The organism is Micromonospora endophytica (genome assembly GCF_003236305.1).
GTDB classification, from domain to species: Bacteria; Actinomycetota; Actinomycetes; order Mycobacteriales; family Micromonosporaceae; genus Micromonospora; species Micromonospora endophytica.
On record NZ_POTX01000001.1, the window covers coordinates 86,021 to 110,133 of the forward strand.

Annotated in this window: 22 protein-coding genes and 1 riboswitch; of the genes, 2 read left to right on the top strand and 20 right to left on the bottom strand. The window is 69.6% G+C overall.

Annotated features, from left to right (window positions below):
- Positions 1–7 precede the first annotated feature (7 nt).
- Positions 8–874, bottom strand: coding sequence for an ABC transporter permease (locus C1I93_RS00320; RefSeq protein ID WP_111241145.1), 867 nt, complete (start codon positions 872–874; stop codon positions 8–10).
- A gap of 278 nt (positions 875–1,152) precedes the next feature.
- Here C1I93_RS00320 and C1I93_RS00325 point away from each other — a divergent pair, with 278 nt between their 5' ends.
- Both C1I93_RS00325 and C1I93_RS00330 read left to right on the top strand, forming a co-directional pair.
- The gene (locus C1I93_RS00325) at positions 1,153–2,361 is read left to right on the top strand and encodes a S8 family peptidase (protein ID WP_223256392.1); all 1,209 of its coding nucleotides are present in this window, start codon (positions 1,153–1,155) and stop codon (positions 2,359–2,361) included.
- Positions 2,362–2,585: 224 nt separating this feature from the next.
- Positions 2,586–2,706: riboswitch (SAM riboswitch) on the top strand.
- A 30-nt stretch (positions 2,707–2,736) separates the two neighbouring features.
- Entirely contained in the window at positions 2,737–3,987 is a 1,251-nt protein-coding gene (locus C1I93_RS00330) for an aminotransferase class V-fold PLP-dependent enzyme (protein ID WP_111241147.1), read from the top strand.
- A gap of 26 nt (positions 3,988–4,013) precedes the next feature.
- On the opposite strand, the gene C1I93_RS00335 is transcribed toward C1I93_RS00330, so the two are convergent.
- From C1I93_RS00335 to C1I93_RS00425, 19 genes are all read right to left on the bottom strand, one after another.
- Positions 4,014–4,901: a glutathione S-transferase C-terminal domain-containing protein gene (locus C1I93_RS00335; RefSeq protein ID WP_111241148.1), complete on the bottom strand. Its 888-nt coding sequence runs from the start codon at positions 4,899–4,901 to the stop codon at positions 4,014–4,016.
- Positions 4,898–6,601 (bottom strand): dipeptide ABC transporter ATP-binding protein, encoded by a 1,704-nt coding sequence (locus C1I93_RS00340; RefSeq protein WP_111241149.1) that lies wholly within the window; start codon positions 6,599–6,601, stop codon positions 4,898–4,900. Before C1I93_RS00340 ends, C1I93_RS00335 begins: the two co-directional genes overlap by 4 nt.
- Positions 6,601–7,473: an ABC transporter permease gene (locus C1I93_RS00345; protein WP_111241150.1), complete on the bottom strand. Its 873-nt coding sequence runs from the start codon at positions 7,471–7,473 to the stop codon at positions 6,601–6,603. Before C1I93_RS00345 ends, C1I93_RS00340 begins: the two co-directional genes overlap by 1 nt.
- Positions 7,474–7,519: 46 nt before the next feature.
- Positions 7,520–8,464: an ABC transporter permease gene (locus C1I93_RS00350; RefSeq protein ID WP_111241151.1), complete on the bottom strand. Its 945-nt coding sequence runs from the start codon at positions 8,462–8,464 to the stop codon at positions 7,520–7,522.
- A gap of 10 nt (positions 8,465–8,474) precedes the next feature.
- Positions 8,475–10,160, bottom strand: coding sequence for an ABC transporter substrate-binding protein (locus C1I93_RS00355; protein ID WP_111241152.1), 1,686 nt, complete (start codon positions 10,158–10,160; stop codon positions 8,475–8,477).
- A gap of 53 nt (positions 10,161–10,213) precedes the next feature.
- Positions 10,214–11,749, bottom strand: a complete 1,536-nt coding sequence (locus C1I93_RS00360) for an MFS transporter (protein WP_111241153.1) — start codon at positions 11,747–11,749, stop codon at positions 10,214–10,216.
- Positions 11,750–11,786: 37 nt separating this feature from the next.
- Positions 11,787–12,437 (bottom strand): DsbA family oxidoreductase, encoded by a 651-nt coding sequence (locus C1I93_RS00365; RefSeq protein WP_111241154.1) that lies wholly within the window; start codon positions 12,435–12,437, stop codon positions 11,787–11,789.
- 43 nt (positions 12,438–12,480) lie between these two features.
- The gene (locus C1I93_RS00370; RefSeq protein ID WP_111241155.1) at positions 12,481–13,467 is read right to left on the bottom strand and encodes a quinone oxidoreductase family protein; all 987 of its coding nucleotides are present in this window, start codon (positions 13,465–13,467) and stop codon (positions 12,481–12,483) included.
- 84 nt (positions 13,468–13,551) lie between these two features.
- Positions 13,552–14,703, bottom strand: a complete 1,152-nt coding sequence (locus C1I93_RS00375) for a glycosyltransferase (RefSeq protein ID WP_111241156.1) — start codon at positions 14,701–14,703, stop codon at positions 13,552–13,554.
- Positions 14,700–15,842 (bottom strand): glycosyltransferase, encoded by a 1,143-nt coding sequence (locus tag C1I93_RS00380; protein WP_181444943.1) that lies wholly within the window; start codon positions 15,840–15,842, stop codon positions 14,700–14,702. The genes C1I93_RS00375 and C1I93_RS00380 overlap by 4 nt, the downstream gene beginning before the upstream one ends.
- 74 nt (positions 15,843–15,916) lie before the next feature.
- Complete coding sequence (locus tag C1I93_RS00385) at positions 15,917–16,861, bottom strand: MBL fold metallo-hydrolase (protein ID WP_212808392.1); 945 nt, start codon at positions 16,859–16,861, stop codon at positions 15,917–15,919.
- 6 nt (positions 16,862–16,867) lie between these two features.
- The gene (locus tag C1I93_RS00390) at positions 16,868–18,007 is read right to left on the bottom strand and encodes an acyl-CoA dehydrogenase family protein (RefSeq protein ID WP_111241159.1); all 1,140 of its coding nucleotides are present in this window, start codon (positions 18,005–18,007) and stop codon (positions 16,868–16,870) included.
- Between the two features lie 6 nt (positions 18,008–18,013).
- The gene (locus tag C1I93_RS00395; protein WP_111241160.1) at positions 18,014–18,679 is read right to left on the bottom strand and encodes a hypothetical protein; all 666 of its coding nucleotides are present in this window, start codon (positions 18,677–18,679) and stop codon (positions 18,014–18,016) included.
- 61 nt (positions 18,680–18,740) lie between these two features.
- The gene (locus tag C1I93_RS00400) at positions 18,741–19,256 is read right to left on the bottom strand and encodes a nuclear transport factor 2 family protein (protein ID WP_111241161.1); all 516 of its coding nucleotides are present in this window, start codon (positions 19,254–19,256) and stop codon (positions 18,741–18,743) included.
- A 176-nt stretch (positions 19,257–19,432) separates the two neighbouring features.
- Complete coding sequence (locus C1I93_RS00405) at positions 19,433–20,386, bottom strand: 3-hydroxyacyl-CoA dehydrogenase NAD-binding domain-containing protein (RefSeq protein ID WP_111241162.1); 954 nt, start codon at positions 20,384–20,386, stop codon at positions 19,433–19,435.
- Between the two features lie 99 nt (positions 20,387–20,485).
- Positions 20,486–21,901: an NDP-hexose 2,3-dehydratase family protein gene (locus C1I93_RS00410; protein WP_111241163.1), complete on the bottom strand. Its 1,416-nt coding sequence runs from the start codon at positions 21,899–21,901 to the stop codon at positions 20,486–20,488.
- Complete coding sequence (locus C1I93_RS00415) at positions 21,898–22,737, bottom strand: SDR family oxidoreductase (protein ID WP_111241179.1); 840 nt, start codon at positions 22,735–22,737, stop codon at positions 21,898–21,900. Before C1I93_RS00415 ends, C1I93_RS00410 begins: the two co-directional genes overlap by 4 nt.
- Entirely contained in the window at positions 22,737–23,342 is a 606-nt protein-coding gene (locus C1I93_RS00420; protein ID WP_111241180.1) for a dTDP-4-dehydrorhamnose 3,5-epimerase family protein, read from the bottom strand. Before C1I93_RS00420 ends, C1I93_RS00415 begins: the two co-directional genes overlap by 1 nt.
- Positions 23,343–23,351: 9 nt before the next feature.
- Positions 23,352–24,095: a class I SAM-dependent DNA methyltransferase gene (locus C1I93_RS00425; RefSeq protein WP_181444944.1), complete on the bottom strand. Its 744-nt coding sequence runs from the start codon at positions 24,093–24,095 to the stop codon at positions 23,352–23,354.
- Between the last annotated feature and the right edge of the window lie 18 nt (positions 24,096–24,113).

The following is a 24,113-nucleotide window of genomic DNA, read 5'->3' on the forward strand; positions in this document are numbered from 1 at the left end:
TGTTCTCCTAGATCTGGCCCCGCCACGGAATGAGCCGGTTCTCGGCGCTCCGTAGCAGGGCATCGATGATGAGGCCGGACAGGCCGATGGCGAAGAGGCCGAGGACGACGACGTCGGTCTGGGAGTAGCGCTGGGCGTCGCGGACCATGCCGCCGATGCCGGGCACGCCGTTGATCGTCTCCGCGGCGACCACCGAGGAGTACGCCACCCCGACCGCGATCCGGATTCCGGTGAAGATCTCCGGTAGCGCGTGGGGTAGCACCACGTCGCGGATCACCTGAGCACGACTGGCACCGAGCGCCCGGGCGGCCTCCACCAGACCGGTCGGTGCGGCGTAGACGGCTGCCGCGGTCGCGACCGCCACCGGCGGCATCGCGGCGATGGAGAGCAACCAGAGCTTCGGGGTCTCGTCGATGCCGAACCAGATGATGAAGAGGCTGAAGTAGGCGAGCGGGGGAAGGGCCCGGACGAAGGTGACGACCGGCTCGATCACCACCCGGATCCAACTGACGGTGCCCATCACGACGCCGAGGAGCACCCCACCGGCGACGCCGATCACGGACCCGATCAGGATGCGCCGCAGGCTGACGCCGAGGTGCTCGATGAGCAGGTGTCCGCTGTAGCCGCGGATGCCGTCGTGGGTGGTCGACGTCTGGACCAACTGGTGCCACACCGCGCCGGGGGAGGGGATGAAAGTCGGGTTTCTGGTGACCCGGGCGGCGACTTCCCAGAGCCCGTAGAGCACGACGAGGGCGAGTAGCCGGAGCAGGATCCGGCGGCGTCGTCCGCCACGGGGCGTCAGAGCCCCTCGGGTGACCGTCAACGCACCGGTCGAGGTTTCCGTGGCGGGTGGCACGGGGACTGTGGTGGTCACCCACTTTTCCTATAGCGACAGTAGGGAATAGGCAAGCGGAGATCAAAGGACGGGACGGTCGCGAGATCGTCGCACGAGGTTGTTTTTTGTTACGACTGGAGCAACCCGGCAACAGAAGCCTAAAGCAACGGCAACCATCGATCGGCTGCTTCGCCCTAGCTTTGGTGGCGCACCGAACACGGTGCACCACAAGGGTTTCCGCACATCACCATCCTCAAAGGATGAGAGTGCGGAGCGCGCCGGCCGCTGCCACGGTCGGCTCAGGAAGGAGCAACCACGTGAGGCTCACCCACCTCGTCACCCGTCGCCGGCTCGGCACTCTGGGCACCGCGGCTCTCGCGGGTGCGCTACTCGCCACCGCCGGGGTCAACCCGGCGGCGGCGACGCCCACCGGCACCGTCCTTGGCGCCGACCTGTCGACCGCCGTCGCGGGCAGCTACATCGTCGTGCTCAAGGACGGGCAGCAGCTCACCCGCTCCCGTGCGGAGGGTCTCACCACCCGGCACAGCGGCCGGGTCGACCGGATCTACGGGCGGACGGTCAACGGCTACTCGGCCACCCTCACCGAGCGGGCCGCCCGCCGGCTGGCCGCCGACCCGGCGGTCGCCTACGTCGAGCAGGACCAGCGGGTGCAGGCCCTGGCCACCCAGACCAACCCGCCGTCCTGGGGCCTTGACCGCATCGACCAGCGGAACCTGCCGCTGAACCAGTCGTTCACCTACGGTCCGAGCAACGGCGTGCGGATCTACGTGGTGGACACCGGGGTCCGGATCACCCACCAGGACTTCGGTGGCCGCGCGGTGCACGGCTACGACGCGGTCGACAACGACTTCAACACCGACGACGGCAACGGGCACGGCACCTTCGTGGCCTCTGTCGCCGCAGGTAGCGCCTACGGGGTGGCCAAGAACGCCACAATCGTCGGGGTGCGGGTGCTCAACAACAGCGGCTCCGGCACCACGGCCGGAGTCATCGCCGGTGTCGACTGGGTGACCGCGAACGCCACCCGGCCGGCCGTGGCCAACCTGAGCCTCGGCGGCGGCGCCAGCACCACCCTCGACGCCGCGGTCCGTCGCTCGATCAACGCGGGCATCACCTACACCATCGCCGCGGGCAACTCGGGCGTCCCGGCCACCGGAACCTCACCGGCCCGGGTCACCGAGGCGCTGACCGTCGGTGCCACCGACCGCACCGACACCCGTCCCACCTGGTCGAACTACGGCACCGCACTGGACCTGTTCGCCCCGGGTGTGTCGATCACCGCCGCCTGGCGGACCAGCGACACCGCCACGTACACCGGCAGTGGCACCTCGTTCGCCGCCCCGCACGTGGCCGGCGCCGCCGCGATCTACCTGCGGAACAACCCCTCGGCGGCACCGGCGGCGGTGAACGCGGCGATCGTCGCCGCAGCGACCCCGAACGTGGTCATCAACCCCGGAGCCGGATCACCGAACCGCCTGCTCTACATCGGCACCTTCGGGAGCTGATTCGCACGACGACCGGCAGCACGAGCGTCCGCGCCGATAATCGGCGCGGACGTTTCGCCTGCTCGGCTCACCGCCGAGGGTGTCATCGGTCGTGCATCAGCACCATCCGGCGGGCCCGACAGGGCACCACAATGGACCGACGCGGGTGCCAGCGTGCGTCGTGGACGACGGTGATGCGCAGAGTCACTGGCGGTGAGGCCAGCAGGTGTGGCAACATCGGCTGCGGTCATGAGTGTCAGCGTCAAGGCCCCGGCCTGCTGGCCGGCAACCCTCGTGCGTCCGCGGTGGGGTGCCTCCGGGTGAGGACCAGGCCGCCGGCGACCGCCGGATAGGCAAGCGCGGACCCGTATGGGTCCACCGTCACGAAGGACCAGTGTGCCCACGATCGCTCCCGTGGTGCTCGGCGCGGATCTGCCAGTCCGTCTTTCCGACGGCACCACCGTCGCATACGCCAACCTCGACTACGCCGCTACCGCACCCTGCCTCGCTGCCGCCGCCGATGCGGTGAACGAACTCCTGCCCTGGTACGCCAGTGTGCACCGGGGCGCCGGCGCGGCGTCGCGTCGGTGCACACTGGCGTACGAGCAGTCCCGCCAGACCATCGCGGATTTCCTCGACACCCGGCCCGACGACCATGTGATCTTCACCCGGAACACTACCGACGCGATGAATCTGCTCGCCCGGGCACTGCCACCCCACGCCACCGTGGTGACCTGGGCGGGCGAGCACCACGCGAACCTCCTGCCCTGGCCGCGGGTTCACTGCCTGCCGGTGCCCGCGGACCTGCCGGCGGTGGTGTCCGGGCTGACCCGGGCACTGGCCGACCTGGGCAGCGCAGGCCCCGTGCTGGTGGCGGTCACCGGCGCATCAAACGTCACCGGAGAGGTCTGGCCGATAGCCGAACTCGCCGAGGTCGCGCACCGGCACGGTGCGCGGATCGCCGTCGATGCCGCCCAGTTGGCCCCGCACCGTCCGGTCTCGATGACCGCCGCCGGCATCGATTACCTGGCGCTCTCCGGGCACAAGCTGTACGCGCCGTTCGGCGCGGGAGTGCTGGCCGGCCGGGCCGACTGGCTCGACGACGCCGCCCCGTATCTCGCCGGCGGCGGGGCGACCAGGCACGTCGGTGACGAGGCGGCCGAGGTGCAATGGCAGTCTGGTCCCGCTCGGCATGAGGCCGGCACACCGAATCTGCTGGGCGCGGTTGCGCTCGCCGCCGCCTGCGCCACGCTCGCCACCTCACCGGCGGTGCTGGCTCACCACGAACAGGATCTGCTGACGCGGTTGCGTGACGGGCTCGCCGCCCTGCCTCAGGTGGCGGAACTGCGAACGTTCGACGTCGACCACGACCGGGTCGGCATCGTCAGCTTCGCGGTCGCCGACCAGCGAGCAGCGGACGTCGCCTACCGGCTCGCCGCTGACCACGGTATCGGCGTGCGTGACGGGTTGTTCTGCGCCCACCCGCTCGCCCGCACGTTGCTGGCCGACGCAGCCGAGCGGCTCGACCGCCCGACCGACAGGTATGCGGTCCGGGCCAGCATCGGCATCGGCACGACCGCCGAGCACATCGACCGGCTTCTGCGCGGGCTGCGGGAGATCGTGACGTCGCCGGCTCCGATGACGTGACGCCCAGGCGAGCAAGCGCTACCCGGTCACGCGGCCGTGAGTCGGTCCCGGTCATGCGGCTGCGACCAGTCCAGGTCCACCGGATCCACGACGATCCGCTCGGGCCCGTGCGCTCGGATGGCGGACCGGTCACGGCGGTAGCTGTCGAAGTCCGTGGTGTCCCGGAATGCGGGCAGTTGGTAGAGGTCACGGGCGTAGGCCCACAGATTCGGAAAGCCGGTCAGTCCCCGTTCACTGATCTTGCCGAGCGGATTGTCGAGCAGGTCGAACCGGACGAGCGTGGGCCACAGGCAGACGTCCGCCCCGGTGATCGAGTCTCCGAAGAGGAATCTGCGGTCGGTGAGCCGCTCGTCCAACCGGTCAAGGACGCCGATGACCCTACGGCGGGCTGCCTCGTACCCGGGCTGGGTGGTGGTCTGCGCCACCGTGTACGCGCAGCCGCTGAGGTTGGTTTCGAGCAGAGCAGTGAGCCGGGCGACGTCAGTTCGCAGTTGCTGGGGATACAGCTCGACTGCCGGATCTCCCCAGGCGTCGAACGCAGTGGCGAGGTCGTATCCGATGCTCGCGTCGTCGTTGCTGACGATCTGGTGAGTCTCGCGGTCCCAGAGGACGGGCACCGGATACGGCCCGGGGTAGCCGGGCACGGTGGCCTCGTACGCCTCCGCCAGGTGGGTGAAGCCGTTCACCGGGTCAAGGCCGCGGCGTTCCCGGAAGACCCAGCCGCGGGCGTCACGTTCGTCGTCGACGTACGACAGCGACACGACATCGTGCAGGCCCTTGAGCGACCGAATGATGGCCGTCCGCTGCGCCCAGGGGCACGACCAGGACAGGTACAGGTGGTATCGCTCGGGATCGGCACGTAGGCCGCTGGCACCGTCGGCGGTGACGCTTCGTTGTTTCAGGTCGATGGTCACGATGTCGCCTCCTGGGGGAACTCGGCGTGACTGCCGCCGATGCCGGCGCCGGCCGGCACCCGGATCGTGGGGATCGCGGCCAGCAGCTCTCTGGTGTACTCGGCACGTGGTGCGGTGAAGACCTGCCCCACCTCACCGCTCTCCACGACCCGGCCGTCGTTGAGCACCACGACCTCATCACTCATGTGATAGATGACGCCCAGATGATGCGAGATGAACAGATATGCCAGTCCGGTCTCCCGCTGAAGGCGAACGAGCAGATCCAGCACCTGCGCCTGTACCGAGACGTCCAGGCTGGACACGGGTTCGTCGCAGACCAACACCCGGGGTCCGGGAGCCAGCGCACGGGCGATCGCGAGGCGCTGGCGCTGGCCGCCGGAGAGGCGAGCGGGCCGGCGGTGCAACATGGTCTCGTCCAGGCCGACCTGCTCCAGCAGCTCCACCGCCCGGGCCCGGCGCTGGGCCCGGGGGACACCACCCACCAGCAGTGCCTCGTCGAGAATCTGTCGAACGTCGAAACGGGGATCGAACGAGCTCAACGGATCCTGGTGCACCACCTGGATGTGCCGGCGTACCTCGCGGCGTCGGCGGCCGGACATCCGGCTCCAGGCGACGCCGTCGACAAGCGCTTCGCCGTGGTCCGGCGTCAGCAATCCGAGCACCAGCCGTCCGATTGTGGTTTTGCCCGAGCCGGACTCACCCACCAGGCCCAGGGTCTGTCCTGCCCGTAACTGGAACGACACGTCATTCACGGCAATGCGGGTGCCATACCGCTTCACCAGCCCGCGGGCCTCGATCACCACCTCGCCCGGACCGGGGGTCGACGGTGCCGGAACCGGATCTGCCTGCGCCGACCCGGTCGGCAGCGAGAGCCACTTGCCCTTGCTCTGCGCCCCGGGTATCGCGGCCAGCAACGCCCGGGTGTAGGGGTGCGACGGTGCTTCCAGCACCTGTGCGACGGGGCCGTCCTCGACGAAGACGCCATCCTTCATCACCAGCACCCGATCGGCCAGCGTTGCCACCACTGCCAGATCGTGGCTGATCAGCAACAACGCCGTCCCCTCGCGGCGCCGCTCAGCCAGCAACCGCAGGATCTGCGCCTGGACGCTGACGTCCAACGCGGTGGTGGGCTCGTCGGCGACGAGCAGGTCGGGGTCGCAGGCGATGGCGGACGCGATCAACGCCCGCTGGCGCAGCCCGCCGGAGAGCTCGTGCGGAAACTGCGCAGCACGTGCCTGGGGCTCCGGAACGCCGACCGCACGCAGCAGCTCGATCACCCGCGCCGGAACGCGGTCCCGGGCGAGGACACCGTGCAGCCGGAGCGGCTCGGCTATCTCGGCCCCTACCCGGCGCAGCGGGTCCAGCGAGACGAGGGCGTCCTGCAGCACGTAGCCGAGGCGGGCACGCACGGCCCGCCACTGCTTCTCCCGCAGCGTGAGCGCGTCACGGCCATTGATCCGTAGCGTCGTGGCATCCACCGTGGCCCCGCTGCCGGGGAGCCCGAACAGGGTACGAGCGGTGACGCTCTTACCCGATCCGGACTCACCGACGATGGCCACGCACTCGCCGGATCGTACGGTGAAGGAGACCCCTCGAACCGCCCGGATCGCGCCGAACGTCACGGTCAGATTCTCCACCTCGATGATCGGACGGTTGTCGGGAAGACCCGGCCCGGCACCGCCCCCGTCGGACACTGCCATCAGTTGCCTCCCTCGGGGCCGTCGAGCCCCTCCAACCGCCGTTGTAGCGCGCCACCGACCACCGTGATGGCGAGCACGGTGAACGTGATCGCCAGGCCCGGGAAGACCGCCGTCCACCAGGCCACCGAGAAGTAGTCACGCCCGGCCGCCAACATCGCGCCCCACTCCGGGGCGGGCGGACGCGCGCCCAGACCCAGGAAGCTCAGCGACGCTGCGGCCACCAGTGCGGTCCCGACCTCTATGGTGGCCAGGACCAGCAACGGGACGAACGCGTTCGGCACGATGTGGGCCAGCACCACCCGTGCCCGGCGCAGACCCAGCGCGGTGGCCGCCTGCACGTACTCGGAGCGGCGGATCACCATGGTCTGCACGCGGACCAGCCGGGCGTACCCCGGTGCGATGTAGATGGCGATCGCGTAGATCGAGTTGAGCGCGCCCGGCCCGGCGAGGGTGAGGACGAGCATTGCCAGCAGCAGGTTGGGCAGGGACATCGTGACGTCCACCAACCGCATGATGATCTCGTCCGCGATGCGGCCGCCCAGCCCGGCGATCAACCCGAGCAGGGTGCCGACGGTGACCGCCAGGGCCACCGCGCCGAGCCCGGCCAGCAAGGAGTGCCGAGCGCCGTACACGACCCGGGTGAAGACGTCGCGGCCGTTGGCGTCCGTGCCGAAGGGGTGCGTGAGGCTGGGCGGTTGCAGCGTCGCGAGCGGATCTGCCTCGTAGGGCAGGCCGTCCGTGAACAGACCGGGCACGATCGCCGCGAGCACGATCATCGACAGCACGACTGCGGCAATCACCTGCCCCGGGCGCTGTCGAAGCAGCGCCGACCTCGCGACCTGGTGTCGCAGCAGGCTTGTGGGTTGCGTCATGTCGACCGTCGCAATCGCCCGCTGCCAGCAGGGACTGGCCGAACCCTCATGTCGCCTCCCGTAGCCGGGGATCGATAACTGGATAGATCAGGTCCAGCCCGGTGTTCACCACGACGTAGACGGTGGCGCTGACCAGGACGACGCCCATGACCACCGGCAGATCCTTGCCGTGGACCGCGTCGAGCATCAGCACGCCCAGACCCGGCCGCGAGAAGACCTTCTCCGTCACGACCATCGCGCCCAGCAGCATCCCGAAGAGCCACCCGGCCAGGGTGATCACCGGAAGCAGCGCGTGCCGCAACGCGTGGCGCAGCCGGACACCACCGTCGGACATGCCGCGAGCTCGAGCCGTCAGCGCGAACGGCTGCTGCAACACCCGCTCCAGCCCCTCCCGCATCACCTGACTGAGCAGGGCGCCCACCGGTATGGCCATGGAGATGGCCGGCAGCACCAGACCGGTCAGCCCGTCGCCACCCACCGCCGGCATCCAACCCAGTTGAAAGGAGAAGACCGTCAGCAACAGGATCCCCACCCAGAACATCGGCACCGAGGTACCGACCAGTTCCGCGCCCGAGGCCAGCCCGCGAATCCAGCGGGCCCGACCGGCGGTCGTCAACGCGCTCACCGTCGCCACCACCAGCGCCAGCGCCATCCCGGCTCCGGCCAGTTGGAGTGACGGGCCGATCCCGGCGCCGATCGCCGACACGACCGACTCGTGCCGTTGATAGGAGTAGCCGAGGTCGCCGCTGACGACCCGCCCCAGGTAGGCGCCGTACTGGACCAGGAGCGGCCGGTCCAGTCCGTAGTCCACGGCGATCTGTGCCCGCACCTCAGGCGTGACGATGGTGGTCCCGACCAGGGCATCCTCCACGCTGCCGGGCGTCAGGTGCAGGGCGCAGAACGACACGGTGACCGCTCCCCACAACACCATGACGGAGGTGGCGAGCCGGACCAGTAGGCGGCCACCGATCGCGGCTCTCCTGCTTCTCATCGGGGTGCCCTCATTCTCCGGTGGTCCAGGCACCGTAGAAGGCGGGATACGCCGGCTGTTCCCAACTGATGCCGTTGGCTCGCTTGCTCGTGGCAAACACATAGCTGGGCGAGTAGACCGGGAAGACGGCGGCATCCTCGAGGACCTTCCGCTGGATGCTCGCGTAGAGCTCGGCCCGTTCAGCCGGATCGCCGGTCTCGAGCGTACGGTCCAGCCAGGCGTCGACCTGCTTGTCCTGATAGCGGGCGGCGTTGGCGCCGGATCCGGTCTCGGTCGGGACGTTCGTGCTGTGGAAAAGGTCCCGCAGGGCGTCAGCGTCGATCCGCTGCCAGCTGAAGTCGGCCAGATCGTAGTCACCGCGAGCGGCGATCCCCGGGTAGGTGCTCAAGGTGACGTCGAGGAACTGCACGTCGATCCCGATCTTTCTGGCCGCCGCCTGGACCTGCTCGGCGAGCACCGGCCGCTGCTCCCGGGCGATGGCCCGGACGAACATCCACCTGACCACCAACCGCTGGCCGTCCCTGGTCCGGTAGCCCTCGTCATCGCGGCCGGTCCAGCCAGCCTGATCGAGGAGCGCCGCTGCCGCCTGCGGGTCGTGCCGTTGCAGATCGCGGGTGCCGGGGTCGTAGCCCACGGTGACGGCCGCGATCGGGCTCGTCGCGGGTTCGTAGACACCGAAGTAGAGGCTCTTCACGATGGTGGCGAAATCGATGCCGACGCGAAACGCCTGCCGGACCCGTACGTCTGCGAATGGCCCGGCGGAGGTGTTCGGATAGTAGTTGTAGTTGCCGCCGGATGCCTGCTGGCGCTGCACCGTGATGTTCGGGTTGGCCTCGAGCTGCTTGACACTCACCGATGGGACACCGCCGATGGCGTCGACCTGGCCGCTGGAGAGTGCGCCGACCCGGATCGAGTCCTCAGGGATGATGGAGATCTCGAGTCGATCCAGGTAAGCGGGACCTTTCAGCTCCGCGTCCTGCGGCGGCCAGGCGTAGTCCGGGTTCCGGCGGTAGGTGACGAGCTTGCCCGGCTCGAAGGACTCCATCACGAACGGACCGCTGCCCACCACGTTGCGGGCCAGTGCCTCCTGCCCTCGCGCAAGTGCGGCGGGCGACTGGATTCCGAGATACGGCGTCGACAGCGAGGCCAGGAACGGTGCGTGCGGACGGGAGAACGTCACCTTGGCCGTCAGCGGGTCGAGCACCTCGGTCCGTTCGTACGCGGGAATCAGGCCGGCGGCCAGTGCGGACTTGGTCTTGGGATCGACGACGTGGTCGAGGTTGGCCTTGACCGCGGCCGCGTCGAACGACGTGCCATCGCTGAACCGCACCCCGTCGCGGAGGGTGAAGGTGTAGCTTCGCTGATCGGGCGAGACCGTCCAGGACGTCGCCAGCCAGGGTTTGATCTTGCCTTCGGCGTCTATCGCGACCAGGGAGTCGACCACGTGCCGGGTGAGCAGGGCGGTCACGTCGGATGGGCTGCTGTGTGGGTCGAGGTTGGTCGGCTGGGTGTGCACCGCGAAGCGCAGGGTGCCACCCTGGACCGGGGCGGACGCCTTGGCCTCGCTGTCCGCGCTGCTGCTGCACGCCGTCAGTCCGAGTCCGGCCGCCAGCGTCAGGACGGTGGGCAGCACGATGCGTGAAGTGGGTCTCCGGATCCCGCGTATCCATCGGCTGCTGGGCAGTGCGCGGTGCATGTGATCTCCTTGGTTGTGTTATCAGGTTGGGCTTGGCTGCGGTCGACTGGTGGCTATTGATCTGCTGCGGTCGGGACGGTCCGCGCTGCGCGCAGCGCGGACACCACGACCACGGCGAGGAGAAGGACGACCACCGCGCCCACCCCCGCGGCGAGTTGCATCCCGTGACTGAAGGCCTGCCCGGCGACATCGCGCAGGGCCGGGCCCAGGCCGTCGGTCAGCTGCTCCGCGACGGCGAAGGCGGCGCCTACGGTGTCTGTGGCCGAGGCGACGACATCGTCAGGTATTCCGGGGGGCAGAGCGTCGTGGACCTCCGCCCGGTAGACGGCCATCCCGGCGCTGCCGATCAGTGCGATGCCGAGACCGATGCCGAGGTCGGCGCCGGTCTCGGAGATCGCCGCTGCCGCCCCCGCCTGCGCCGCCGGCACCGTGGTGAGGAGCAGTCCGTTGCCCAGCGCCAGCGTCGGGCCGAATCCGAGCGACATCAACGAACCACCGGCGATCACCAGGGTGGCACCGGACTCCGGCGTCACCTGGGTGAGCGTGGCCAGGCCGGCAGCGGCCAGCACCAGCCCGCCGGCCATCAGGCGCGGCTGCGGGATCCGCCGAGCCAGCAGCGGGGCGAGCATGGTGCCCCCGATGCTGGCCAGCGCGGCCGGAACGACCACCAGCCCCGCCTGCAGGGGCGACAGCCCCACCACCGTCTGTAGATACTGGCTGATGAAGAACTGCATACCGGAGGCGGCGGCGATCACGAGGGCGAGCACGCCCAGTGTCACAGTGAACGACCGGTTGGCGAACAGCCGCAGGTCCAACAATGGATCGGGCCCGGTCCGCTGCCGATGGACAAAAACGGCACCGATGACCAACCCGGCCAGCATGACGGCGACCACGAAGAGGGTCGATGCTCCCGCCGCAGCCTGCTTGAGGCCGTAGACCAGGGCGAGCACGGCCGCCAACAGCATCCCGGCACCGAGCAGATCGAGTCGACCGGGGTCGGTGGCGCGCTGCTCGGGCAGCAGCACCGGGCTGAGTACCACCACCAGCGCCGCCACCGGCACCGCCAGCAGGAACACCGAGCCCCACCAGAACCGCTCAAGCAGCGCGCCGCCGACCACCGGCCCCAGGGCGGAACCGGCGGTGAAACTGGAGATCCAGACACTGATCGCCACGGACCGTTCCCGGGCGTCGGTGAACATGGTGCGGATCAGCGACATGGTCGAGGGCATCAGCGTGGCCGCGGTCGCACCCATCAGTGCCCGGGCCAGGATCAGCAGCTCAGCTGTGGGCGCGAAGGCCGCTGCCGCACTGGCCGCGCCGAAGGCGGCGGCACCCCAGGTGAGCAGCCTGCGGCGACCGAACCGATCGCCCACGTTGCCCATCGTGATCAGCAAGCCGGCGATCACGAAGCCGTAGACGTCGATGATCCATAGCAGCTGCGTGCTTCCCGGACGCAGGTCGGCGCTCAGCTTGGGCACCGCAAGGTGCAACACCGTCATGCTGATCGCGATCACCGCCGTGGGCAGCGTCAGCACTGCCAGACCCCACCACTGCCGAGCGGTGGCGCGCGGCGGTGCGGCGACGGCCATCAACGCTGCCCCCTCCGCCCGGGTGACCCATCGCCCGTCATCGGTGTGCGGTCGCCACGCGCAGTCCCTCCTCGATCAGGCGTCGCAGGTCGGCGGGAGTCTGAATGGCATCGGTCGGCGATCCGCCGTCGAGTACGAGGGTGGGCACTCCGCTCACCCCACGATCCCGGGCGCTGCGTTCATCGGCCCGCACCCGGTCGGCGTATGCGTCGCCGGAGAGCAGGCTGCGTACGTCCGCGACAGGAAGACCCGCTTCGGTGCCGAGCCGCGTCAGCACCTGCGGGTCGCTGACGTTGAGCCCCTCACACAGGTAGCCGTGGAGCAGCCGCTCCACCACCGCATCGGCTCGGCCTTGCTCGGCGCCCAGATGAGTCAGTCGGTGAGCGTCGAAGGTGTTCACCGGATGGGCCTTGTGCAGGTCGATGTCCAAACCCTCGGCGCGCCCCAGCGAGTGGATCAGGTCCACCCGCGCGGCGCCGGCGTCCCCCCACCACTGCGCCATCGACGCGGCCGCGCTGAGTGCTGGGGTCCGCTCCGCGTCGGGTGCCAGCTCGTAACTGCGCCACCGAAACCTCAGGCGATCACGCCCTGGCAGATCTTCCAGGGCGGCTTCGAGACGACGCTTGCCGATGTAACTCCAAGGGCAAAGAATGTCCGCGTAGACATCCAGTTCGACGTATTTTCCCATGGTGACTCCTCGATGAATGTGAACGAGTGTGTGCTGATTCGGATTAGACGGTCAGAACGATGCGCCCCCGATGGGCGCGCGACTCGATGATCTTGTGCGCCTCCGCGACATCCGCCAGCGGCAGGATCGTGTGGATGTGATGCCGAACGCCCCCGGAGCGCAAATTCTCGACAAGCGCCTCATGATCGGCCAGATATTGGGCCGGGCGGGCGTTTCTCCACGCGGAGAGCGCGAATCCGGTCACCTTCCGCAGACCGATGAGTTCCATCGGCGAGATGAGGGGGATCTCCCGGCCGCCCTGCGCCGAACCGTAGAAGACCAGGCGCCCGAACGGCGCGAGCAGTCCGATGCCCCGACGCAACGTCTCGCCCCCGACGCTGTCGAGGATGACGTCCACGCCCCGGCCGTCCGTCGCGGCGCGCACCTGGTCGGCCCAGTCGGCACTGGTGTAGTCGACCACCACGTCGGCGCCCAGACCTTCGACGAAGGCGGCCTTCTCCGGCCCGCCGGCCGTCGCGATCACCAGGCCGGCGCCGGCCAGGCGCGCCAGTTGGACACTGATGTGCCCGATCCCGCCGGACGCCGCATGCACCAGGACGCTTTCCCCCTGGGCCAGCGGGGCGGTGCCGATCGTCCCGGCCGCGATCGGCCCCGACGAGGGCAACACCGTCGCCTGCGCGGCGTCCAGTCCGCTCGGGACCGGCAGGAGCGTGTCCGCGTTCACCACTGCTTGTTCGGCGTACGCGCCGTGCAACGTGTAGGCCCCCACCCGGTCACCGACCGCGATCCCGGTCACCCGGGCGCCTACCTCTGCCACCACGCCGATGAGGTCACCGCCGAGCACGATGGGAAAGGAGGGCTGCCACATCGGGGCCGCGAAGATGTCCCGCCGCATCTGCGTCTGTGCGAATCCGACACCGATCGCCTCGACGGAAATCAACACCTGATCCGGTCCCGGCCGCGGCGCCGGAACATCCTCGACCTGCAACACGTCCGGCGGCCCGTACTCGTGAATGCGAACAGCACGCATCTGGATCTCCTCCCTCAACGAACCACTAGGCGGATTCGGCTTTTCCTGCCGCCCGTCCGCGGCGAAATGCTCATGTCGATCTCCTCAACCGCGTCCTCGTGGCCCGTGCGCGAGCGCCAGACGTTCGACGGTGGCGAGCACCTCCGCGGGCCCCGGAAGGCGGGACATCTCTGCTGCGACGTCGCGCGCCCGCCGCCGGTACGAGGAGTCGTCGAGCACCGCCCGGCATGCCTCGACGACGTTCTCGGGAGAGTCGTCCTCGGGGGGCACCATCACCGCGGCCCCGTACTCGACGACCCGACGGGTGAAGCCGAGGGCGTACGGCAGATAGGGAATGAGCACCTGCGGCACGCCGTAGTGCAGGTTGCCCAGAACCGTCGTGCCACCCGCGTGGCTGAGCACCACATCGCAGGTGGGTGCCACCACGTCCAGCGGTACCCAGCCCGCCCAGGCGTTGTCCGGCAGGGGCCGCAGTGCCTCGGCCACGGCGGGTGGAGCCGCCACGAACAGCTCCACGTCGAGCGCGCTGGCCTTGGTGACCAGGCCGCTGAGCACCTCGAAGTCGCGGTCGCGGCTGACCCGGCTGCCGGCCGACACCAGCAGTCGGGGCCGACTCCCTCGGGTGTACATCCACGGCTCGATCGGGCCCTTCGTGGCGAAGGGGACGTAGCTCATGAGTTCGGCGGGTGGGGCGTCGGTCTCGCGGAGGCTGGGTGGGCACACGTCGATGAACAGGTCCGCCCTGGGCATCTCGTGGTAGCCGAGCCGGCCCAGCCAGGTACCCAACTCCGCGGCGGCGGCCAGGTCGATGGTGCGCGGCTCTCCCATGTCCACCGCCTGCCTGACGTACGGCACACCCGCGTATCGGGCCACCAACGGCGCGGCGAAGACCAGGGAGCCACCCACCACGATGTCGGGCCGCCACTGGTCAGCGAAGGTGAGCAGCGCCTCCAGACACCAACTGGCGTACCGGCCGAAGCAGCGCCCGTTGAAGATGTACCGCTCGTGCAGGTCGGTCGGAATGGTTCGGTACGACCCGTCGTCGTACCGGAGGGTGTCCAGCATCTTCCGTGCGGTCACCGGCAGGCCCGCCAGGCCGGCCGTGGTGACGGTGGCCATCACGTTCTCCGGGCCGGCCATCACCACCTCGTGCCCGGCGTCGCGGGCGGCCTGGGCCAACGGGACGATCGAGAAGATGACCCCGGAGGTGCCTCCGGCCACGAAGAGGATTCTCACTCCGCCACCTCGCCCTGACCGTCCCCGTCGATTTCCGCGGTGATCAGATCGACGAGCCGGCGGGGATCCGGCAGGTCGTACGTGCCGTGCATCCGACGGGCCGTCTCGCGAAGTGCCGAGTCCGCGAGCACCTGCCCGCACAGGTCGGTCACGTGCTCCGGCGCGCTGCTGGCCGCGCAGGTCACCCGGGCGGCCCCCAGTTCGGTCAGTTGCTCGGCGGGCTCCACGAAACCGGGGTGCGCGGGCAGGAAGACCTGCGGCACCCCCTTGTCCAGGCAGGTCAGGATGGTGTCCGGATAGCCCTGGTGGACCACCAGGTCGCAGTCGGCGGCGAGTACCGCCAGGGGCGCCTGCCCGACCCGTACGCCGGCCGGCAGCGGCGGCGTCTGCTCCAGTGCGGCCGGCGACCCGGCCACCACGACCTCGGCGCCCAGTCCGGGCAGCCCGACGGTCAGCTCCGCGAGCCTCGCGGGGCCGAACAACGCCCACGGCAGACTCGGATCATGCACGCTCACCACCACGCGTGGGCGGCTGTCCCGCAGGTACATCCAGGGTTCGAGGGCCACCTGCGTCTCAACCGGAAGGCAACGCATCGGTTCCGACGGCGGTGCGTCGGCCGGGCGCAGGGCCGGCGGGGCGGCGCTGATCGACAGCCACGGCGTCGACAGGTCGTGCCGACCCCACTTCTCCAGCTCGGGTCCGAGCTCCATGATGGCCGCGAGCGTCTGTGCCACCGGCGTGGCGATGTCCACGCCGAACCGGACGTAGGGAATGCCGTACCGGTCGGCGACGAGGTGGGCGGCGACCGCCCAGGCGTCACCGACCACCCGGTCCGGCCGCCACTGCTCGACAATGGACGACAGCCCGTCGAGAGAACGCGCGGCGAACCGGCCGATGATCCGGCCGATGGCGAGATCCCGCTCCGCTGCGTCCGAGGGAATCTCGACCTGCTCCCCACTGCGGTCCACCAGGCCGGCGTGCAGGGTGGTGGCGGAGACCGCCACCGCGGGCAGGCCCGAGCTGACCACCACGGGCAGCACGTCCTCGTGCCCCGCCACGATCACCTGGTGCCCGGCGAGCCGGACCGCCTGACAGAGCGGAACCAACTGGTACCAGGACTCGCGCGTGGGCCCGGTCACGAACAGCACCCTCATTCCAACCCTCCCGATGCGGCGTCCTGCCGGCCAGGGCCGACGCTCCCGACGGCCACGGCTCAGGCATGGCAGGCGGGCAGCCGCCCGCCGTTGAACTCGACGATTTCCTCAAACGCCGCCGCGACATCCAGCGGCTGGGCGAGTTCACCGCCGGCCCGCTCCACCAGGGCCCGGCGCAGATTGCCGACGAGCCGCTCGCGGTCGCGTAGGCCGTCGAACCCGCCGTACCCTTCGCGGGCACAGTCCCGGGCCATCTGTAGGGCCGACATCCCGCGCTCGGCGGCCGTTGTCGCGACGGACTGAAGCCAACGCAGGTACGCGGTGGTCTCGTCGAACGCCTCCGGCCCGGCGACCGGCCCGTGCCCGCCCACCACCACCAACGGATCGAGCGCACGCAGTACGTCGAGCGCCGCCAGCATGCCGCGCACCGTGCCCATCAGCACGAATGGGGTACACCCCGGCATCACCACGTCCCCGGCGAACAGCACCCGTTCGGCGGGCAGCCATACGACTGTGTCGTGGCGGGTGTGCGCCGGTCCCACGGAGATGAGTTCGACTCGCCGTTCGCCCGCGTGCACTGTCAACCGATTCGTGTAGGTGAGGTGGGGCAGCACGGTCCGCACCTCACCCCAGTCCACGTTCGGCCAGAGCCCGGTCAACGCGAGCCCGGTCTCGGCGATCTCGGCGCGAGTCCCCGCGTGGCTCACCACCGTCGCGGCCGGTCCGAACACCGCGTTGCCGAAGGTGTGATCGCCGTGGAAGTGGGTGTTGACGATGATCCGGCGGGGACCGTCGGCGACCGCGTCGACGGCGGTACGCAGGGCTCTGGCCCGGCGCTCGGTGGCGGCGGTGTCCACCACGACCGCCCCGAAGCCGGGCGCGGTCACCACGCCTGCGTTGTTCAGACACCAGCCACCGTCCGGCTGGAGGTACGCGTAGACCCGGTCGGCCACCTCCGTTATCCGGGCTGCGGCGGGCGGGCCGGTGCGATCGGAACCGGGCACCTACTGCTACCTCCTCGTCGGGGCGGCCGGCAGCAGGTCCGGCCGGCTCGCGTAGGCCCCGGCGATCGCGGGGAGTTGAAGGCCGGCATGACCGGCACCGGTGGTGACGTCCCGCCAGAACCGCTGCAGTGGCTCGTTCTCGGCCTGCCCCCGGCTGCCCGAGCTGCGGATCAACCGGTCGACCACGCCGGCCAGCAGGTCGGCGGCGAGGGCGCAGTCCCGGCCGTTGCGGACGGTGAGTACGGGGCCGGGATCGCCACGGTCAGCGACCTCGGCAACCCGTCGCAGCAGCAGCTCCACAGCGTCGAGTTCCCCGTCGGCACGTGCCAGTGTCAGCTCGTACACGGAACGGTTGATGCCACCGCTGATCGCCGCGGCGGGGCCTTTGAGCTTGCCGGCGACCAGCTCCACCCACCGGCTCACCGCGCCGCGAGCGGCGCCGAGCAGGGGGGCCACCAGAGTCAGACCGTTGGCCGCCTTCATCGGCACCTGGTGGCAGGCTGCCTGGGCGTCGGGCGCCCGCCCGGCGAACAGATCGGCGAGGGCGACGGAACGGGAGCGGGGCACGACGACCTCAGCGAGGACCAGGGTGTTGCTGCCCGTCGCGCGCATCCCCGCGTTGAACCAGGTGTCGGCGATCCCGAAGGCGGCTCGCGGCACCGCGAAGAACCACGGCTCGTGCCCGCCGTCGACAGGCGTCCTGGCGCAGACCAGCGCCCAGTCGGCGTAGGCGACACCACTGACGTACGGCCACTGACCGCGTACCCGCCAGCCGCCCGGGACCGGTTCGGCGGTTCCGCTCTGGCCCAGGGCCCCCACCACCACGACATCGGGACCCTGGGCCCAGACCTCCCGCTGGCCCTCGACCGGCAGGAAAGCCGCCATCCGACCAGTTGCCGCAGCCAGTGAGGCGAACCACGCGGTGGACGCGCAGGTCTCTCCCAGTAGGGCGACTGCGGACAGCAGTTCGGAGAAGCTTCCCGCCACGCCGCCCTGGGCGACGGGCACGAAATGCCGCGCGAAGCCCCCTTGGACGACCAGTCTGACCACGTCGGGGTCAAGGTTGCGCCGGGCCTCGGAGTCAGCCGCGCGCTTGGCGGCCAGCGTGGCGATTTCCTGAACGGCGTCGGGCGACGGGCGGGGCATTCCGAATCACCCGATGGTGGTCGTGGTGAAGGTCACCGGGTTGGCCGGGTCCACGTAGTTCTCGAAGGGGTCCCAGGAGCCGGTCGTGGTCTGCTCCCGGAACCAGTAGAAGGCGGGATCCGCGAAGCTCGAACCGCCGGGCGAGGTGACAACGGCACCCGATCCGGCGGCGCGTACCCTGACGACGAGGTCGGGGATATCGAACTCCACGCCCCCTGGGAAGTAGCTGTTCGATCGGACGATCAGATCCGCGCCGTTACGCTGCACCCAGAAATTGGCCCCGCTGATACCGCTGCCACCCTCAAGTCGATATCCGAGGATGGTGCCGCCGGTGATCCGGTAAGCCACCCGGAGGTCGGTGAGCTGCTTGTTGAACGCGGCCACCGCCAGGATCGGGGCTGAGTCGAACCGTACGGTAAGTTTCTTTTCCGGTTGCACGGTGACGGGCGCGGTGACGGTGAAGTTCCGCGCGTACTCGATGGGAAGCCATTCGCCGTTGAGTCGGGTCCGCGATTCGTACTCGACGTTGACGGTCACGCTCTGCACCGTGGCGTGGCCGGCGGTCGCGCCGCCCCGGGCCGCTGCCGGGGAAGCCTGTACGGCGGCGCTTGCCGCGACAAGACCGAACGTCCCCGCAGCAATGGTGATCGCGCGAAAGAATCGATACCGCATGGTTGGGTGTCCCTTCACTTGGTTCCTCGAATTCGGATGGTCGTGCGGGAACGTCGAGAGGTCACCGGAGCGGGGCCCCGACCTCGACCTCCCGCTCGTCTGTGGTGTGTGCGGACGCACCGCCCGCCGGTGCTGCGGCCCCTTCGGGTTGCCAGTCGTGCTCCACCCAGCGGGACCGGAGCAGCAGGCGGCCAGCGTTCTCCACCAGCACGTCGTGAACGACACAGCTTGGCGCGATCTCCGGCACACGTACGCCTGGGCGGGTGGTCACCACCAAGGCGTAGAAGGTGGAGTGGATCTCACCGTCGGGGCGCTGATCCAACCGGAGCATCCCGAACCAGTGGCGCCGCTGCACGGGCTCGTCGCCGAATCGCTCGCGGTGGAAGGCGCTCAGCTCGTCGGCGATTCCTCGGCGCGTACGGGCCGGGGGGCGTCCCGGTGTGTGCCGAAATTCGCCGTCCTCGGTGAAGGTGCCGGCGTAGACGTCGAACTGGCGGCTGTCCAGCGCATGCACCTGATCCGCGTAGAACTGTTGCACCCGGGGATACAACTCGGACAACGAATGTGGCGGTGTCATGGCACCTCTCAACCGGCGATTCCAGTGGGTCAACCGAGGCAGATGCTAGGACCTCGTACTCGAATGCCGCTCGAATTGCTGAGCCCGCTCGAACGGCGCCGTCTGCCGCCCGCCGAAACCCGGGATGCGGATTTCCCGAATTGCATCGATATCTGTCGCTCGGGTTCGTCGGTGGGCTACGACTGGCGGCGCTGAGACTCGATGCCGGACAGCGCGTCGATCACGGCGTTTTGTTTGAGGTCCCGTTCCACAGACAATCTGTCGTGATTCCCCGAGCCGTAGGTTCGATCGGCCTCGGCGCCGAGGAAGTCGATGCACTCCTCGGTCAGTCTCGGATGCCCCAGCTCCTGCCAGCTCTGTTCGAGGCCGCGACCAAGGTGCGTGAGCCAACGGCGCAGCCCACCCGCACCGCCGCCCAGGTGAAACGCCTCGAACGGGCCTACCGTCGCCCAGCGCAGACCGATCGAATGGGTCACGACGCGGTCCAGTTCTTCCATTGTGACCACGCCTTCGCGCACCAGGTGGATGCACTCCTGGAGCAACGCCGACTGCAGCCGGTTGGCGACGAACCGCGGTACGGGCTTGCGGAGCACCACGGGAACCTTTCCCACCGACCGATAGAAGGCGACCGCCTCGGCGATGGCCTGTGGCTGGGTTCTCGTACCACCGACCACCTCCACCAGCGGAATGACGTGCGGAGGGTTGAACGGGTGGCCGACGACGACCCGTCCCGGGTCGTCGAGGTCGGAGGCGATCTCGTCCGGCGGCATCGTGGAGGTCGAGGAGAGCAGCAGCGCTCCGGGCGGCGCCGCGGCCGCGATCGCCAGGTAGAGGTCCCGCTTGAGATCGCGGTCCTCGGGAGCGTTCTCCTGTACCACCTCGGCGTCGGCGACGGCCGTCGCCAGGTCGGGCACGAACCGCAGCCGGGCGGCGAGTTCCGCCGGGTCGCGGGGTCCGCCCGGCATGGTCTCCGCGAACAGCCGTAGCTGGTCGACGACTATCCGTTCGGCCTCGGGCCGCCTGCTGTTGACGATGACGTCGAGCCCGTGCGCGGCGAACAGCGCTATCCAGCCCAGGCCGATGGTTCCCGCGCCGATCACCGTCACTCTGGTTGGTCGTCCCGCACTCATCTGCGCTGCCTTCCTTTCCCGAAACGTCCCGCTGCGCCCTGCTCCCGAGTCATCCGGCGGCCCTAGCCGTCGCGTCGCCTGCCGGAGTTCGCGTGCACCTCAGCAGGGTTCGGCCGAGACCGCGCCGGTGTTGAGGCAGGCGAGCAGGGTGCGCGCCTGCACGTTCAGGTAGTGCGGGTGCCGCACCAGGTGGCGGAGCTGATCGATGCTGATCCAGCAGAAGCCCGGGGGAGGGTCCAGCGGGACCTGCGTCGCATCCACCTCAATGATCATGTAGCGGCTCTCGGCGTTCCGGAACCGGCCGCCCTCCTCAGAGTGGATCACTGAGTAGCGAACGCGACCCGGATCCGCCCCCAGCACGAGATGCAGAAACCGTGGGTGATCTCGGCGATCGAGATGCCGGTAGTTGTCCGGAACACACTGGACGGTCGGCGCCAGCTCCACGCAGTTTCGGGTTCCGCTCTCCGCGCGGGCCTGCGCCAGCAGATGCGGCACCCCATCGATATGGCGGGTCAGGAAGGCGGCCACACCGATGCCGCACTGCTCGATCAGTGGCTGGGTCCAGTGGCTGACCTCGCGGTTGTCGGCCGTGACCGAGGCGGCGACCACCCGGAAGTAGCGGCCCTCCTCGTGGTCGATCGAGCGTCTGCCGCGGCGCCACCCGGTCACCTCGGTCAAGGGTTTGAGATCGGCGCGTACGTCCCGCCGGGCGCGTTCGGCGGTGAACCAGGACAGCAGCTCGGTGTCGGAGTGCAACGCCCCCGACTCGTCGGACCCCACCGGCGCACAGGCGAGCACGGTGCGGGCATCCATGTTGACGACATTGTCCAGGCGCAGCAACTCGCCGAGCTGGCCCAGCGTGAGCCAGCAGAAGTCGGCGCCGACCGGCACCGGGCCGGTGGCCTCGACGATCATGTTCCGGTTCGCCTTGTGATGGAACCACGCGCCGTGCTCGGACTGGAGCACGTCGGCGAGCACCCGGCCGCGCCGCGGCCCGACGAAGTAGTCCAGATATCGCACCTTGGCGCCGCGGTGCACCCCGGTGAAGTTGCTTCGGGTCGCCTGGACGGTGGGGGATAGCTGGAGCAGATTGGGATTTCCCGGCTCCATCTTCGCCTGCATCAGGGCGTGCAGTACGCCGTCGAATTCCTTGACGAGAAGGCCGAGCATGCCCACCTCGGGCTGCGTGATGATCGGCTGTTCCCAGCGCCGGAACGGCCCCTCGTCGGTACGGCAGCGCAGCCCTTCGATGCTGAAGAACCTGCCGGTGTGGTGGACCAGGTTGCCGGTGACCCGCTCGAAGGACCACTGGTCCAGATCGGCGAAGTCGATCAGCTCGACGCCGAACCGGTGGGCGCGGCGACGTTCGGCCAGCCACCCGGGAAACTCGGCGGTGCTCATCTGCACGCCCGCCGAGGACTCCGCCAGCGATCTCGCGAACCTGGAGGCAGGCCCCGCGTCTGCCCGGGGCCGCAGGCGCAGACCGGCCCCGGCGGGCCCGAGTGCAGCGTTCATTGTTCCTCCTGGCTGTCGGACCGCAGCGGTGGTCGTCGCCGGGCTGCCACGACCGACTGCTCTGCCGCCATCCGATTGAGGTTCTCGAGCCAGCGATCGAGATCGGCGATGCGGGCAGTCATCTGCTGGACTACCTCCGGGTGCGGAAGGACCAGGAACCGCTCCTCGGCGATGCCCGTGAACAGCGCCTCGGCCACCTCTTCCGGGCCGATCGCGGTCGAGGTGAGCCGCAGCCCGGCGACGCCCGCCATTCGATGTGTCTCGGTACGTACGCCACGTGGACAGATGGCGTGGACGCTGACGCCGCGGTGCCGGTAGGTCAGCGAGAGCCACTCGGCGAAAGCGAGCGCGGCATGCTTGGACACCGCGTAGGGCGCCGCGTCGATCATGGTGAGCAGGCCAGCCGAGGACACCACGGACACGAACCGTCCACGGCCGCGCTCCAGCCACTCCGGCAACAGGTCACGGGCGGCCCGTACGTGTGCCATGAGGTTGACGTCCCAGGCTGTCTGCCAGTCCTCGTCGGCGGCTTCAGGACCCCCCGTGTGGACCGCTCCCGCGTTGGCGCAGAACACGTCGACCGGCCCGCCGAGCAGTCGACGGGCGGCCGGAACGAGGCTCTCCGCCGCGTTCCCGGGCAGGGGCAGGCCGCCGACCTCGGCGGCCACCGTCGCGGCGCGGTCGGGGTTGCGGTCGTTGACCACCACCCGGGCCCCGGCGGCAGCGAACCTCCGCGCCAGGGCTGCCCCGATGCCGCGACCGGCGCCCGTGACCACCACCCCGGCGTCGCGGAGGTCGACCCGCCGGCCGTTGCCGCCGCCTGCTCCACGGTCCATCACGCCGCCTCCCACGCCAGTGAGAGCTGCCGGCAGGCGGCGTAGTCAGGCAAGATCCCCGCGCGCTCGGCCTCATCCAGGGTGGGGGCTGTCCGATCCCGCTCGGAGAGGACCAGGTCGAACTCGGTCGGCAGCGGCAGCCGTAGCCGGGGATCGGTCGGCGATATCGCCAGCTCGTTGGCGGGCACGTACTCCGTGGACAGCAGGTAGCAGACGACTGTGTCATCGGCCAGCGACACGAACAGGTGCCCGACGCCCACCGGCAGATAGAGCGCCCGGAAATCCCGCTGGTCGAGGAGCACGCTGTCCCACTGGCCATAGGTCGGCGCGCCCACCCGGGTGTCGACGATGATGTCGAGCGCCCGTCCCTGCGCGCTGTAGACGAACTTCGCCATGCCCGGCGGCGTGGCGGTGAAGTGGATCCCCCGGGCCACCGCCCGGTGTGACCTGCTGAGGCTGCACTGCGCCACCGGGAACAACCGGTGGCCGGTGTGATCGAGGAAAAGCTCCTGTTGATACGGCGACAGGAACAGACCTCGATGGTCGTGGAAGGACTGGGGCGTGAGTTCGTACGCGCCCTCGACCTTCAGCTCGCGGATCTGCACCACTGCACCTCAGTCCCGCTCCAGGACGCCGACGTACATCCCCGGCCCGCCGAGAGGGTGTACGACGTGCTCGGCGGTGAACCCCGCCCGCGCGAACGCGGTAAGGTACTCCTGCCGGGTGAACAGCGTCATGACGTGGGTCTCGGTGTGGTGTCTGATGCCGGCCGCAGGTTCGGCGACCACCCAGTGGATCTCCATCCGACTGGCGGACCGATCGGGATCCCGCACCGAATGCGAGACGCGGGAGATGGTTCGCCCGTCGACCACCACCACGTCTGCCTGGACGTGGCCGGACAGGAACGTCTCCGGCGACCACCAGGGTTCGATGACCACGACGCCGCCGGAGTTCAGATGCCTGGCGAAACTCTCCAGCGTCGCGTTCAGCTCCGCTGCGTCGGCCAGGTAGCCGACCGAGCTGAACATGCAGGTGATCGCGTCGAACGTACGGCCGAGGTCGAACTTGCGCATGTCGCCCTGCCACAGCTGCGTGCCGGGCAGCCGCTGGCGAGCCAGCCGCAACATCTCCTCGGACAGGTCCAACCCGGCCACCTCGCCGAACGCTGCCGCGAAGTGCCGCAGGTGCGCTCCGGTGCCGCACGCGACATCGAGCACCTGGTCCGCGTCGCGGGCACGCTCGCGGACCAAGCCGATCGCGATCTCGGCCTCGCCGGCGTAGTCCTTGCCACGGCCCCGGTACGAGGCGTCGTACAGTTCGGCCCGCTGGTACACGTCGAGGACCTCGGAATGATTCATCACGTGTTCTCCATCGGT

Coding starts and splice junctions, on each gene's coding strand:
- C1I93_RS00340 (WP_111241149.1), bottom strand. CDS start 6,601: ATGGCAGTGTCCGACGGGGGCGGTGCCGGGCCGGGTCTTCCCGACAAC.
- C1I93_RS00345 (WP_111241150.1), bottom strand. CDS start 7,473: ATGACGCAACCCACAAGCCTGCTGCGACACCAGGTCGCGAGGTCGGCG.
- C1I93_RS00350 (WP_111241151.1), bottom strand. CDS start 8,464: ATGAGAAGCAGGAGAGCCGCGATCGGTGGCCGCCTACTGGTCCGGCTC.
- C1I93_RS00355 (WP_111241152.1), bottom strand. CDS start 10,160: ATGCACCGCGCACTGCCCAGCAGCCGATGGATACGCGGGATCCGGAGA.
- C1I93_RS00360 (WP_111241153.1), bottom strand. CDS start 11,749: ATGGCCGTCGCCGCACCGCCGCGCGCCACCGCTCGGCAGTGGTGGGGT.
- C1I93_RS00365 (WP_111241154.1), bottom strand. CDS start 12,437: ATGGGAAAATACGTCGAACTGGATGTCTACGCGGACATTCTTTGCCCT.
- C1I93_RS00370 (WP_111241155.1), bottom strand. CDS start 13,467: ATGCGTGCTGTTCGCATTCACGAGTACGGGCCGCCGGACGTGTTGCAG.
- C1I93_RS00390 (WP_111241159.1), bottom strand. CDS start 18,007: ATGCCCCGCCCGTCGCCCGACGCCGTTCAGGAAATCGCCACGCTGGCC.
- C1I93_RS00395 (WP_111241160.1), bottom strand. CDS start 18,679: ATGCGGTATCGATTCTTTCGCGCGATCACCATTGCTGCGGGGACGTTC.
- C1I93_RS00400 (WP_111241161.1), bottom strand. CDS start 19,256: ATGACACCGCCACATTCGTTGTCCGAGTTGTATCCCCGGGTGCAACAG.
- C1I93_RS00405 (WP_111241162.1), bottom strand. CDS start 20,386: ATGAGTGCGGGACGACCAACCAGAGTGACGGTGATCGGCGCGGGAACC.
- C1I93_RS00410 (WP_111241163.1), bottom strand. CDS start 21,901: ATGAACGCTGCACTCGGGCCCGCCGGGGCCGGTCTGCGCCTGCGGCCC.
- C1I93_RS00415 (WP_111241179.1), bottom strand. CDS start 22,737: ATGGACCGTGGAGCAGGCGGCGGCAACGGCCGGCGGGTCGACCTCCGC.
- C1I93_RS00425 (WP_181444944.1), bottom strand. CDS start 24,095: ATGAATCATTCCGAGGTCCTCGACGTGTACCAGCGGGCCGAACTGTAC.